The sequence below is a fragment of the Streptomyces sp. bgisy100 genome (assembly GCF_057709105.1).
Genome location: NZ_JBYITE010000061.1, coordinates 1 through 12,715, shown reverse-complemented (window position 1 = coordinate 12,715; position 12,715 = coordinate 1). Strand labels below are relative to the sequence as shown.

The window sequence follows — 12,715 nt, the reverse complement described above, 5'->3', positions numbered from 1 at the left end:
GGCGGCACGGGGCCGCGACCGGTGCCGGACGGGTCACTCGGGGGCCTTGCCGGTCTCGGCAGAATTCTTGCCGGCAGAGCTGTTCCCGGCAGGCGGGGACAGGTTCGAGCTCGGCGGTGTGGCGTTGTCGGCGGGGTTGGCGCACCCGGGAACGCTGCCTTCCGGACTGCAGTTGTCCGGGGTGTTGTGGACGACTGCGCTGCCCGTGAGGGTGACCTGAGCGGAGTTCCCGCTGAAGATGCCGCCACCGGCGGTGATCGCGGTGTTGCGGGTGACCAGGCTGCGCGTCAGCGTGGCTGTGCTGAACTCGTTCGAAAGGCCCGCGCCCGACACGGCGATGTTGTTCCTGACGGTGGTCGACGTGAGGTGCAGGGTGGCGCCGAACTGGTTGATGCCGCCGCCGTGAAGCGCCGTGTTGCCGCTGACCGTTACGGAGTCCAGGGACGCGGTGCTCCTGACGTTCTCCAGGCCACCGCCGTTGTCGTTGTGTGCCCGGTTGCCGAGCAGCGCGCCGCCCTTCATCGTCATCGTGCCGGGACGGTCGAGGAGGGCGTTGCGTCCGTTGGCGATTCCGCCGCCATTACGCAGTGCGGTGTTGTGCGCGACGGTGGTGCGGTCGAGACGGAACTGCCCGCCCAGGTTGTAGACACCGCCCCCCGTACCGGCACGATTGCCCTTGATGATCACGTCGGCCAGGTTCAGGGTGCCGTTGCTCCAGATGGCGCCACCGGCGGAGTCGGGCACGTTTCCGCCGCTGACCTCGAGCGACTGCAGGGTGAGTGCACCGCCGATCGCCACGTGGAAGATGCGGAAGTCCGGGGTCGCGCCGGGGGCGCGGCGAATGGTGGTGTCGCGGCCGGAGACGGTCACGTTCCCGGTGATCTCCGGAAGCCCGTTGTCGCGATGGTCGGGTGCGGTCAGGGTGTAGGTGCAGTGGGCCGCGAGGGTGATGCGACCGCCGCTGGTGTTCGCATTGGTGATGGCCGCCTTCAGGGCTGCGATGTCGTTGCACCGCACGTGAGTCTCCCCCGCGGCGCCGGCCGGTCCGGCCGGCAGGACTGCGATGGACAGTCCCACCCCCAGTGCGGCGGTCAGGGCGCCGGACCGTACCAAGCTCTTCATCGCTGCTCACCCTTCGCCGTGCTGGAGAGGAAAAGGCCGGGTCTCACCGGCAGCCGACGGCCGGGCCGCCGACCGACCGGCCGGTGACCATGCCGACCGGTGACCATCCCGCTTCTTCATAGCCGCCGGACGTACCGGCATCACCCGACGTACCGCCGAACGGCCCCGGTTCCCGCCCGACGTACCGCCCGAACAGCCCCCGTTTCTCACCCCCGGTGCGGCGCCCCCGGCCCTCCCGTCGGCCCGCAGGCCCAGGAGCCCGGACGCGTCACCGCAGGAGGCGCGAACCGGCACTGCGGTGGTGTCGAGGCCAGGCCGGTGCAGCTCGCCGGACCCGGCGTCAAGCGGCCCCGGGCCATGCACCCGAATGACAGGCGAGCCATGCACCGAACGCACACGTCGGATATGTCTGAGTGGCGATCAGCGACGCACAGGGGGTGCAGGCCCGACGGCTTGGCGTCGCCGGGATCGCGGAATCCTGCCCCCACAGCCAAGGAAGCCCCATGAACGACACGCTCAGACGCGCCACCGTCACCGCCGTCACCGGCCTCGGCCTGTGCCTGACGCTGCTGCCCGCCGGGCAGGCCCAGGCACAGGCGCCGACCCGCGTCGCGTGCAATGACATCGCAGCCCTGAAGACGGCCATCAACAACGCGAACACCAGCGGCGGCAGCATCGTCCTCGCCCCGCGGTGCGTCTACACCCTGACCCAGGCCGACAACCCGGGTGACGGCCTGCCGGAGATCACCGGCAATGTGCAGATCACCGGGGACAACACCACCATCGACCGCAATTCCGCCACGCCGTTCCGCCTCTTCCACGTGCGGGAGGGCGGCAGCCTCACCCTGAAGTCGATCACCGTGCGCTACGGCGAGACCGGCACCACGGACTCGCACGGCGGGGGCCTCCTCAACGACCACGGAAGCCTCACCCTGATCGACTCGACGGTGCGGAACAACCGGGCCAGCACCGGCGGCGGGATCTGGAACCAGCTGGGGACGCTCACCCTGAAGAACACCACCGTCAGCAACAACCACGCGGCTTTCGGCGGCGGAGTGGCCACCAACGGCACGATGACGATGCAGGGCGGCGCGCTCCGCGCCAACACGGGTGCCTTCTGGGGAGGCGGCCTCGCCAACGCGGGGGACACCACACTCAACGACGTGTCGGTCGCCGGAAACGACTCCGGTGACCGCGGCGCCGGCATCGTCACCCTGGCGATCAACCTGGAGACCGGGCCACTGCGTCTGAACTCCACCAGGATCAAGGGCAACATCGCCCGGAACAACGGCGGCGGCATCCAGACCGGCTCGGACGAGCCGACGACGCTCCACCGCAGCACCGTCAGCCACAACACCTCGAACGGCGGCCCCACCACCGGCGGCGGCATCGAGAACTCCGGGATCATCCTCAGGCTCTTCATCGGTACGACGAGCTCCTCCCAGCGCAAGGAGAGCGGCGAGAACTCGACCAAGCTCGCACCCCACCGGGTGGAGCTCGTCCAGAGCACCGTCGTGAAGAACCATCCGACCAACTGCGCCCCGCCCAACAGCGTTCCCGGCTGCGTGAACTGAATCCCGGGTGGCGGGGCACCGGTGACGCGGAGCGCGTCCGCACGGTCCTGACACCCCTCGGGGGAGGTGCCACCGCGGGTTCGCATCCACCGCCGGGAGCTGCACCACCGCGGATTCGCACCCACCGCCGGGAGCTGCACCACCGCGGATTCGCACCCACCGCCGGAGGCCGCGCCACCGTGGGTTGTCCACCGCCGCGTCCACCGCACCGCCGAAGGGCAGGCACCTGCGCGGGACCGCCGTGGCACGCGGTCCCCAGCGGCCCTGAAGCCCCCGGCCGGCGCCATCGGCCGGGGGCTTCGCCGTCGGGCCCGCCCACGCCGGCGAGCGGCGAGCGGCGAGCGGCGACGCACCTGAGCCCGCCACTTCACCTCTCCGGGAGACGGCCCGCCACCTCTCCGGGTTGGCCCGCCACCTCTCCGGGAGACGGTCCACCACTTCTCCGGGAGGTGGAGGCCCGGGTAGCTTCGACGTCCATGTGCATATCGATGGACCACGCCGAGTTCTCGGGAACGACCCTGTACGCCGGGAGACTTCGCCACTCCGAGCACGGCTTGATCCATGTCCTCGGGTACCAGAACACCGCCGTCAACCTCGCCGCCGGGCCGAACGCGATGCTGCTGCATCTGCCCACCGCCCGGATGACCCGGGAGCACTTCCTCCCGGTGGGGCGCACCGACGATGTCCTCCAGCGCATGGTCGACGCGGTCCGGCCCCTCTCGGTGAGCATGACGCGCGGCGTCGCGTGGATGGGACGGGACGACTCAGCGGTCGAGATCTTCGAGCACGACATCTACACCGTGCTGCTCGCGGCCGACCCGACCAGGATCCCGGCCGCCCTCGAGGACGTACCGGAGCACAAGCGACCGCGGCTCGACCCGGACCTGCTGAGGTTCTACGCCGACCACTTTCCGGGGCACACCATCGCGGTGTGCTGCTTCGACAGCGCCGCCGCCCGGCGCGCGAAACCGCTGCTGATGTGGTACTCGCCCCTCGACCCGGACCGGCTGACCCTGCCGGCGCTGGACTGCCACACGGGTCGGGCGCCCGACCTCGACGCCGAAGTCCCGGTCGACCACTGGGTGCTGCTCTCCACCGACGAAGCACCGCGCCTCTGGGGCGAGCCCGTCGACTACGCGCCGGACATGCGTCACCGGCTGCGCTCGTACCTCCCCGACGCGGTGGTGGGGGCCCACTACGGCGGCCGGCTGCCCAACGGCGACTTCTCCATCGGCCACGACGATCTGGTGACCGCCGGTATGGACGGGCTGCGCCGTCTCCGCCCGGAGCGGGCCGCGTAGCCGGCCCCCGAGCCCCCTCCCTTCGCACCGCCACCAGCCCCGTACCGCCCGGCCACGTGCATGATCGCCGGCGGTCCCCTGACTGGCCTCCCCCCGCCCGGGCGCACAGTATGGGTCTCAGGTGGGTTACGGAATGTCCAGCGACAGCGGGGCCGGGGTCGGACTCCCGAACGAGGAGGCGGATCCGGGCACCGGAACGCGCGGTGTCGGCCTGCGGACCCCAGGGGCGAGGCAGGCTGCGGCCGAGCAGGCCCCGGTGTTCGCCGGAGCGGCGCTCGCCGCCGTCTATGTGCTGGGCGAGGGTGAGGACGAGCTGTACCTGACCGGGACCCTCGGCGGTCCCGGGGCCCGGTACGGGCTCGCGCCGAGCTACGCGCTGGCGGGCCGGTCCCCCGCGGCCGACGCGTTCCGGGCCGGCCGCCCCCTGTGGTGGAGCTCCGCCGAGCTGGCCGACCGCCGCGCGGCACCCGGCGACAACGCGGCACCCGGCGACAACGGGGACGCACCGGCCGGCACCGCGGAAACCCCCGCGCCCCTCCCCGCGGGCATCTCGCTGGGCGCCGTGCCCCTCGGGGTCAACACCCGGGGCCTGGGCTGTCTGCTCTTCGTGGACGAGGAGGGGGACGGGTTCGACACCGAGCGGCGCACCCTCCTGGAGCTGTACGCCGACCACGTCGCCGCCCGGCTCGAAGCCGGCGGCGTGCCGGGCGCCGTGGGGTCCCTGACGCGGACCGAGGCCCGTGCCCTGCCGGGATCCGCCCTGGACGGTCTGCGGGTGGGGTCCTTCGGCGTCGGCCTGCGCACCGGGCTGATCGAGGCCGACCCGTGCATGCTGGAGCTCGTCGACATCGCGCCGGAGCGTTTCGACGGCCGGGTGGAGACGCTGCTGGCGCACACCGTCCCGGACGACCTGCCCGCGCTCATGTCCGTCGTCGAGCCGGGCCGGCTGACCGTCGGCAGCCGTGAGCTGGAGTTCCGTGTCCGCCGTCCCTCCGGGGAGCTGCGCTGGCTGCGGTTGCGCTGCCAGGTCCTGCCCGACGCCGAGGGCGTTCCGGAGCGGGTGCTCGGGGTGGTGGCCGACGCCTCGTACCTGCGCCCCGGTGCCGACGAGGTCTCCCGGGTACAGCGGCTGTCCGCCGCGCTGGCCAACGCGACGACCGTCCGGGAGGTGAGCCGGGTGGTGGTCGCCGCCCTGCGGGAGCCGCTGGGCGCGGCCCGGGTGGCGCTCGCCGAGGTCGGCGGGGACCGGCTGGTCGTCACCCTGCTGGACCCGCCGGAGCCCGGCAGCTGGCCGGAGGCCTGGCGGGCGGAGTGGCGGGCGGAGTGGCCCGACGCGCCGACGCGCGCGCTGCCCACGCTGGAGGCGGCGCTGCGCGAGGGCCGGGCGACGCTGTGGCCCGCCGGCACCGCGCTCGAACCGAGCCTCGCGGACGTCGGCCCCGGCGGGCTCGCCATCCTGCCGCTGCCCGCCGACGGCCGGGTGGTCGGCGCGTGCCTGGTGGGCTGGGAGGAGCCGCACGAGTTCGGCCCGGAGGAACGGTCGCTGCTGACGGCCACCGCGGGCCTGGTCGGGCAGGCCCTCAAACGCGCCCACGCGCTGGACGCCGAGCACGAGCTCGCCACCATGCTCCAGCGCAGCCTGCTGCCGCGCCGCCTGCCCGCGCTGCCCGGCGGTGTGGCCGTCGCCCGCTATCTGCCCGCGATGGTGGGTCTGGAGGTGGGCGGCGACTGGTACGACGTCATCCCGCTCTCCGAGGGCCGCGTCGCCCTGGTCATCGGCGATGTGCAGGGGCACAGCGCCGGGGCCGCCACGATCATGGGCCAGATGCGGACGGCGATCCGGGCGTACGCGGTGGAGGGGCACCCCGCGGACGTGGTGGTCTCGCACACCAACCGGCTGCTCGTCGGCATGGAGACCGACCTCTTCGCCACCTGCTGCTACGTCGAGCTGGACATGGAGGAGGGCGAGGCGTGGATCGTCCGGGCCGGGCATCTGCTGCCGCTGGTGCGCCACCCGGACGGCAGCGCCCAGGAGGTGCCGGCCGAGGGCGGGCCGCCGCTCGGGGTGCTCGCGGACGCGGACTTCGCCATCACCACGGTCGGGCTGCTGCCCGGCACGGTCCTGGCCCTCCTCACCGACGGCCTGGTCGAGTCCTCGCGGCTCGACCTGGACGACGGGATGCGCCGGCTGTGCCATCTGCTCACCGCGGCCGACCCGTCCGACGCGGGGCGGATGGCCGACGCGCTGCTCGTCGACGCCGGCCGCCGGGACGACGACGTGGCGCTGCTGCTCCTGCGCTACGACGGCATGGAGTTCCGGCCGATCCGGGCCGGCTGGACGGTCTGGCGGCTGCCCGACGCGGTGCTGCACGCCCGCCGGTTCACCGCCCGCAAGCTGCGCACCTGGGGCCTGAAGGAGGAGGTGGACGCGGCGCTGCTGGTCGTCTCCGAGCTGGTCACCAACGCCCTGCTGCACACCCAGGGGGCGGTGCGGCTCGATCTCACGCTGGGCCTGGAACGGCTGCGGGTCGCGGTCAGCGACTCCTCACCGCGGGCCCCCGCCAAGCCGGTGATCGTCGACTGGGAGTCGACCGGCGGCCGGGGCATCCTGCTGGTCGAGGCGATGTCCTCCGGCTGGGGCTCGGTGCCGGTCAGCGGCGGCAAGCAGGTGTGGAGCGAGATCGACGTGCCGCCGCGCGAGCCCCGCACCGCGCATGCCCCCGAGGGCCCCGCGGAGCCGGAGGCGGACGCCCCCTGGTGGACCGCGCTCGGAACGCCGTGAGGAGGCTCCGCGTGAGAACCCGCACGACGCTCCGGTCCCCCGGCGCAGCCCTCGCGGCGGCCGCCCTCTCGCTCGCGCTCGCCCTCGTGGGCTGCGGGCAGGCCGCGGAGTCCGGGGGCTCGGGCGGGGAGGCCCTGTCCGGGGGACGGGAGGGTACGGGCGTGACGATCGGCCTGCTGCTGCCGGACAGCCACACCGCCCGCTGGGAGGCGTTCGACCGGCCGCTGATCGAGCAGAAGATCAAGGAGCTGTGCGCCGACTGCACGGTGGACTACGCCAACGGGCAGGGCAGCGTCGCCACCCAGCAGCAGCAGGTGGACACCATGATCACCAAGAGGGTGGACGTGATCGTTCTGGACCCGGTCGACTACAAGTCGCTGCGCTCCTCGGTCAAGGAGGCGGACCGCGCGGGCATCCCCGTCGTCTCCTACGACCGGCTCGCCGAGGGCCCGATCTCGGGCTATGTCTCCTTCGACGGCAACGAGGTCGGCCGGCTCCAGGCCGAGGCCCTGCTCCGGGCGATGGGGAAGAAGGCGGACGGCGGGCGGATCGTCATGATGAACGGCGACCCGACCGATCCGAACGCGGCGTGGTTCCGGGAGGGCGCCCTGTCCGTCCTCGAGGACAAGGTGACGATCGGCAAGGAGTACGACACCCCGCAGTGGAGCCCGGAGAACGCGCACATCAACATGTCCGGCGCCATCTCCGCCCTCGGCCCCGGCAGCATCGACGGCGTCTACTCGGCCAACGACGCGCTCGCCTCCGGCATCGTCTCCGCCCTCAAGTCCGGCAACGTCACGCCGCTGCCCCCGATCACCGGGCAGGACGCCGAGCTGAACGGCGTCCAGCGCATCGTCAAGGGCGAGCAGTCGATGACCGTCTACAAGCCGTTCAAGCCGGAGGCCGAGGCCGCCGCCGCCATGGCCGTCGCGCTGGGCCGCGGCGAGTCGCCCGACGGCGTGGCCCAGGACCGGATCAGCACCTCGACCGCCACCAACATTCCCGCCGTTCTGCTCACCCCGGTCCCCCTGACGGTCGACAACATCAAGGAGACCGTCGTCAAGGACGGTATGTACACGATCGACCAGATCTGCACCGCCAAGTTCCGGTCGGCCTGCGAGCGGGCCGGACTGATCCCGTGACCGGGGAGAAGGAGAGGGTGTGCCGTGTCGTCCCTGCCCCTGCTGTCCCTGCGCGGTGTCTCCAAGCACTTCGGCGCCGTCCAGGCCCTCACGGACGTGGAGCTGGACATCCACCCCGGGCGGGTCGTCGCCCTGGTGGGCGACAACGGCGCCGGGAAGTCCACCCTGGTGAAGGTGATCGCCGGTGTCGGCCCCGCCGACCACGGGCTGATCCAGTGGGAGGGCCGGGCGGTGCAGATCAAACGGCCGCACGACGCCCAGTCCCTGGGCATCGCCACCGTCTACCAGGACCTCGCGCTCTGCGACAACCTCGACGTCGTCGGGAATCTCTTCCTCGGCCGGGAGATCCACCGGATCGGCATCCTGGACGAGGTGGAGATGGAACGCCGGACCCGCAGCCTCCTGCGGGCCCTGTCCATCCACATCCCCGATGTGCGCCGCCCGGTCGCCGCCCTCTCCGGCGGCCAGCGCCAGACGGTCGCGATCTCCCGCTCGCTGCTCGCCGGGCCCCGGGTCCTGCTGCTGGACGAGCCCACCGCGTCCCTCGGGGTCCAGCAGACCACCCAGGTCCTCGACCTCATCGACCAGCTGCGGGACCGCGGCATCGGGATCCTGCTGATCAGCCACAACATGGGTGACGTCAAGGCCGTCGCGGACGAGGTCGCGGTGCTGCGGCTGGGGCGCAACAACGGCCTCTTCGACGTGAACACCGCCTCCCAGGAACAGATCATCTCCTCCATCACCGGAGCCACGGGCGACGCGGTGACGCGCCGCTCCCCGCGTGCGGGGGAGACGGAGCTGTGATCCGGGGCGGGCAGGTCGTCAAGAACTGGCTCCGGGCCTACGAGAACCGGCTGGCCGGGGGCGAGCTCGGCGCCGTGCCCGTGGTCCTGGGGCTCCTCGCGATCTGGATCATCTTCCAGAGCCTGAACGCCAACTTCCTCTCGGCGCGCAACCTGTCCAACCTCAGCGTGGACATCGTGGGCACCGGCCTGATCGCGGTGGGCATCGTCTTCGTGCTGCTGATCGGCGAGCTGGACCTGTCGGTCGGCTCGGTCAGCGGCCTCGCCGCGGCCCTGTTCGCGGTGCTGAACGTGCAGCAGGGCGTACCGGAGTGGCTGGCCCTGGTGATGGCGGTGCTGTGCGGGACGGCCGTCGGGATCGTCCAGGGGTTCTTCTTCGCCAGAGTCGGGGTGCCGGCCTTCGTGGTCACCCTGGCCGGGCTGCTGGCCTGGAACGGCCTGATGCTCTACATCCTGGGCACCAGCGGCACCGTCAACCTCGACGACGAAGGGCTGGTCGCCACGCTCACCAGCCATTACTTCGGCAATGTCGCCGCCGCGTACGGCCTGGCGGCGCTGGGCGCGGCGGTGTACTTCCTCACCTCCCATGTGGACCGGCGGCGCCGCAGGGCCGTCGGGATGCCGTCCCGGTCGCTCGTCGAGATCGGGGTGCGCACCGGCGTGCTCACGGTGGTCGCGTTCGCCGCCGCCTGGGTGCTCAACCAGTTCCAGGGCCTGCCGCTGGCCCTGCTGATCTTCCTGACCGTCCTCGCGAGCCTGGAGTTCGTCCTCCGCCGCACCTCCTACGGCCGCAAGGTGTTCGCCCTCGGCGGGGGCATCGAGGCGGCCCGCCGGGCGGGCATCAACATCGTGCGGATGCGGATCTCGGTGTTCATGGTGTCCGGCACGATGGCCGCGGTCGGCGGCCTGATGCTGGCCTCGCGGGTGACCTCGGCGAGCCAGACCTCCGGCTCGGGCATCCTGCTGATGAACGCGATCGCCGCGGCGGTCATCGGCGGCACCAGCCTCTTCGGCGGACACGGCTCGACCTGGTCCGCCCTGCTCGGGATGCTGGTCATCCAGTCGATCGCCTCGGGCATGGCCCTGCTGGGCATCCAGGCGGCCGTCCAGTTCATGATCACCGGCGGTGTGCTGCTCGCGGCCGTGGTCATCGACTCCCTGTCGCGCCGCTCCCAGAAGGCCCACGGCCGGGCTTGACCGCCCGGCGTGGTCCGGCCCCGTCCGCCGCGCCGGGCAGGTGCCCGACGGCTCCGGGGGGACGAACGGCCCGGTGCGGACCGGCGCCCGGTACGGAGCGGCACCCGGTGCGGACCGGCCGCTCGGATGCGCGGCCGGTTGCGGGTGCGGGGGTCGTTCAGCGGGCCTGAGGTCGGTTCGGCACGCAGGCCCGGGTCAGCCGTCCCGTCTCCGGCGCCGGCGTGCGGAGGACCGCTGCCGATGATCGGCCCGCCGCCGCGACTCGACCTGCCGGGGCAGGTCCGGCGGCGATCGGTGCTCGGGCTCCTCACCGCCGGGACCGGGCCGCGGCAGGGGCCCGTACCGCCGCCGGTATGCGGACCCCAGGTCCTCGGCGGCCTCACGGGCCAGGTCGGGGTCGAGACCTCCCCGGCCCGTCAGCGACTCCAGACCGGTCAGGGACTCCAGATACGCGCCGCTGCCGACGGCCCGGCCCTCCCCGTCACCGCGTGGGACGTCCGCCGGCCGCCCCGCCGGCCCCGGCTCACCGGGCCCGGCGGTCCCCGGAGCCTCCGGAGCGGACGACTCGGTGACGGCTGTGGGCTCCACCGGCGCGCCCTCCGCCCGCGGGGCACCGGCCGGGGCGACGCCCCCTTCCGGGCCGGATTCCCCGGCGGCCGATTTCGTCTTCAGTTTCCTCAGCGCATGACCTAGCCGTCGAAGAATTCCATCCATGCAGAGGCCTCTTCCCGCAGCCGAGCACTCATCCTTCTCCATTCCGCCTTCGCATCCCTGATGAACTGCAGCGCCCGATACCTGGCCAGTACCGGAAGAATGTCGAAGGCCCATGTTCTCGCGTAATGGCAGCGGTAGCCCAGGCTCGCCTCCATGGCGCGCACCGGACCACCGCCGCCATCGCGGGGCCGGACGGCTGTCACACCCCGCCGCGCCTCCTCCTGCGCCTCTTGTCCATATCCGCGAGCGCTTCCTCCAGCAGGTCGGGATCCAGCCCCGCCGCGCGGGCCGCGTCCCGGCCGTTCTGGTGCGCGTCGATCATGGCCATGACCGGGACGATGTCCTCACGCAGCACCCGGTGATGTTCGTCCAGGTACTGGATCTGCACATTGCTCTCGCCCACGACCCGCACCACGGCATGGCGCACCGCGGCCACGCCGCGCGCCACGCCCCCGGCTCCGGCGGCGATCGCCGCCACCACGGCACCCCGCGGAAGCGAACCCGGCAACGCGTCGGGAATCACCGCCCTGATGCCCGGCTGATTCCGGCCGAACGGGATCACCTCTTCGGTCATACTCCCCCCAAATGGCGTCACGGCGACGCGACAGAAAAGAGATGGATTCCCCTTCCGGGCCGTCGCCGCGTGATCTCACGATGCGAGTTATTTCCCGGTCGCGACACCAAAAAACTGCCCATATTCACGCGCGCCGCCCGATTCGCCACAGCCGCACCAGAGGTCACACCGGCACCAATTTGATGGAATACTTTCCCACCTTCCCGCCCTCCGTGCGTAGCCCACGTACGCCTCGTGCGGCACACCCGAGTCCGGAATCTGCCACTCCTGGCCGGAATCCGCGCAACGCTCGGGCCATACGACCCGACGCCCGACCGGGGGCACCCCTCGCGCTCACTCCATGACATGCGGTGAGCGACGCCCCGGCCGCGCCCCCGCCCGGCCGAGTTGCCGCCCGCCACGCACGGGTGTGCTCTGGTCGTGAGGGGAGAGAGGAGTCCGCCATGTCCACGACTGCCATGCCGGCCCGCCACTACCCGTCCACCGCCGTGGGCGTCCCCGTCACGCTGGGGATCGCCTTCGGCCTCTACGTGGCCTGGCTGGAGAGCAACAACGGCGCGTCCAACACCCGCATCACCGTGGCGGGCCTGGTGGGCGGAGCCGCCTGCGCCGTGCTCTGCTTCGCCCTCGGGATGGTGCAGCACCGGCTGCGCCGGGAGGTCCGGGCCGCGTCCTACGGGGCGATCTTCGGGGCCGTGATGGGCTACATGCTCAACGTGAGCGGTCAGACCTGGCTGGAGGGGACCCTGATGGGGCTGATCCTCGGGCTGTCCATGGCCGTGGTGACGTTCTACATCCGCTATACGCAGGAGACTTGACCGGCGCGGCCTCCGTCCGGAGCTTCACCGGTTCCTCGCCCTGCCCCGCGTCCGCGCGTTTCGCGCACCACCGTCCCCGTCCCGGCGCCCCCGTACCGGCACTCCCCCGTCCCGGCACCCCCTCGCGCCCCCGCGGTCATGCGCCAGGATGGCGGCGAGGCAAGGATCGTCGGAAAGGGACGCCATGACGCAGCCGTTCACCGTACGGATCACCGTCCGGGGCTACGAGACGGACTCACAGGGACACGTCAACACCAGCGTGTACATGCAGTACGCCGAGCACGCCCGCTGGTCCCTCGTCCAGGCAGCCGGAATACGCCAGAGCGAGCTGGTCGAGAAGGGGGTGGGCCCGGTCAATCTGGAGACCACGATGCGCTTCCACCGCGAGCTCCGGGCCGGTGAGGAGATCGAGGTGACCTGCGCGTTCGTGTGGGGCGAGGGAAAGACGTTCCGGGTCGAGCAGACCATCCGACGGGACGGCGAGCTCGCCGCCGAGCTGCACAGCGTCGGCGGCATGATGGATCTGCGGGCCCGCAAGCTGGTGCCCGACCCCCGGGAGGCCTTCCGCGCCTTCGCCACCGACGCCTCGCTGCTGGGCCTCTGAGCCGGGCCCGGGCTCCGGCGCACCCGGCAGCCGCGGGCACGACGGGAGCACAGACAACGGGGGCGGGAAACGGGAGAAACGGCG

11 protein-coding genes are annotated in these 12,715 nt (G+C 72.3%); 8 read left to right on the top strand and 3 right to left on the bottom strand.

What is annotated here, in order from left to right; all coding sequences use genetic code 11:
• Nucleotides 1-33 precede the first annotated feature (33 nt).
• A complete protein-coding gene (locus AC3EQ1_RS28235) occupies nucleotides 34-1,122 on the bottom strand; it encodes a right-handed parallel beta-helix repeat-containing protein (RefSeq protein ID WP_432097156.1) in 1,089 nt (362 codons plus the stop codon).
• A 503-nt stretch (nucleotides 1,123-1,625) separates the two neighbouring features.
• Here AC3EQ1_RS28235 and AC3EQ1_RS28230 point away from each other — a divergent pair.
• The 6 genes from AC3EQ1_RS28230 to AC3EQ1_RS28205 all read left to right on the top strand — a co-directional run bounded on the left by AC3EQ1_RS28230 (nucleotide 1,626) and on the right by AC3EQ1_RS28205 (nucleotide 9,921).
• Complete coding sequence (locus AC3EQ1_RS28230) at nucleotides 1,626-2,696, top strand: hypothetical protein (protein WP_432097155.1); 1,071 nt, start codon at nucleotides 1,626-1,628, stop codon at nucleotides 2,694-2,696.
• 476 nt (nucleotides 2,697-3,172) lie between these two features.
• Nucleotides 3,173-3,997: a hypothetical protein gene (locus tag AC3EQ1_RS28225; protein WP_432097154.1), complete on the top strand. Its 825-nt coding sequence runs from the start codon at nucleotides 3,173-3,175 to the stop codon at nucleotides 3,995-3,997.
• A 133-nt stretch (nucleotides 3,998-4,130) separates the two neighbouring features.
• Complete coding sequence (locus AC3EQ1_RS28220; RefSeq protein WP_432097153.1) at nucleotides 4,131-6,779, top strand: SpoIIE family protein phosphatase; 2,649 nt, start codon at nucleotides 4,131-4,133, stop codon at nucleotides 6,777-6,779.
• An 11-nt stretch (nucleotides 6,780-6,790) separates the two neighbouring features.
• Nucleotides 6,791-7,921, top strand: coding sequence for a substrate-binding domain-containing protein (locus AC3EQ1_RS28215; RefSeq protein ID WP_432097152.1), 1,131 nt, complete (start codon nucleotides 6,791-6,793; stop codon nucleotides 7,919-7,921).
• 24 nt (nucleotides 7,922-7,945) lie between these two features.
• Complete coding sequence (locus AC3EQ1_RS28210) at nucleotides 7,946-8,725, top strand: ATP-binding cassette domain-containing protein (RefSeq protein WP_432097151.1); 780 nt, start codon at nucleotides 7,946-7,948, stop codon at nucleotides 8,723-8,725.
• Nucleotides 8,722-9,921: a sugar ABC transporter permease gene (locus AC3EQ1_RS28205; protein ID WP_432097150.1), complete on the top strand. Its 1,200-nt coding sequence runs from the start codon at nucleotides 8,722-8,724 to the stop codon at nucleotides 9,919-9,921. Before AC3EQ1_RS28210 ends, AC3EQ1_RS28205 begins: the two co-directional genes overlap by 4 nt.
• Nucleotides 9,922-10,116: 195 nt before the next feature.
• Here AC3EQ1_RS28205 and AC3EQ1_RS28200 read toward each other — a convergent pair whose 3' ends face one another.
• Entirely contained in the window at nucleotides 10,117-10,509 is a 393-nt protein-coding gene (locus AC3EQ1_RS28200; RefSeq protein WP_432097149.1) for a hypothetical protein, read from the bottom strand.
• 325 nt (nucleotides 10,510-10,834) lie between these two features.
• Complete coding sequence (locus AC3EQ1_RS28195; protein WP_432097148.1) at nucleotides 10,835-11,209, bottom strand: hypothetical protein; 375 nt, start codon at nucleotides 11,207-11,209, stop codon at nucleotides 10,835-10,837.
• A 443-nt stretch (nucleotides 11,210-11,652) separates the two neighbouring features.
• Between AC3EQ1_RS28195 and AC3EQ1_RS28190 the strand changes: the two genes are divergently transcribed.
• On the top strand, nucleotides 11,653-12,027 hold the full coding sequence (locus AC3EQ1_RS28190; RefSeq protein ID WP_432097147.1) for a hypothetical protein: 375 nt from the start codon (nucleotides 11,653-11,655) through the stop codon (nucleotides 12,025-12,027).
• Nucleotides 12,028-12,211: 184 nt separating this feature from the next.
• On the top strand, nucleotides 12,212-12,631 hold the full coding sequence (locus AC3EQ1_RS28185; protein ID WP_432097146.1) for an acyl-CoA thioesterase: 420 nt from the start codon (nucleotides 12,212-12,214) through the stop codon (nucleotides 12,629-12,631).
• The last annotated feature ends 84 nt before the right edge of the window (nucleotides 12,632-12,715 follow it).

Coding starts and splice junctions, on each gene's coding strand:
- AC3EQ1_RS28235 (WP_432097156.1), bottom strand. CDS start 1,122: ATGAAGAGCTTGGTACGGTCCGGCGCCCTGACCGCCGCACTGGGGGTG.
- AC3EQ1_RS28230 (WP_432097155.1), top strand. CDS start 1,626: ATGAACGACACGCTCAGACGCGCCACCGTCACCGCCGTCACCGGCCTC.
- AC3EQ1_RS28225 (WP_432097154.1), top strand. CDS start 3,173: ATGTGCATATCGATGGACCACGCCGAGTTCTCGGGAACGACCCTGTAC.
- AC3EQ1_RS28220 (WP_432097153.1), top strand. CDS start 4,131: ATGTCCAGCGACAGCGGGGCCGGGGTCGGACTCCCGAACGAGGAGGCG.
- AC3EQ1_RS28195 (WP_432097148.1), bottom strand. CDS start 11,209: ATGACCGAAGAGGTGATCCCGTTCGGCCGGAATCAGCCGGGCATCAGG.
- AC3EQ1_RS28190 (WP_432097147.1), top strand. CDS start 11,653: ATGTCCACGACTGCCATGCCGGCCCGCCACTACCCGTCCACCGCCGTG.
- AC3EQ1_RS28185 (WP_432097146.1), top strand. CDS start 12,212: ATGACGCAGCCGTTCACCGTACGGATCACCGTCCGGGGCTACGAGACG.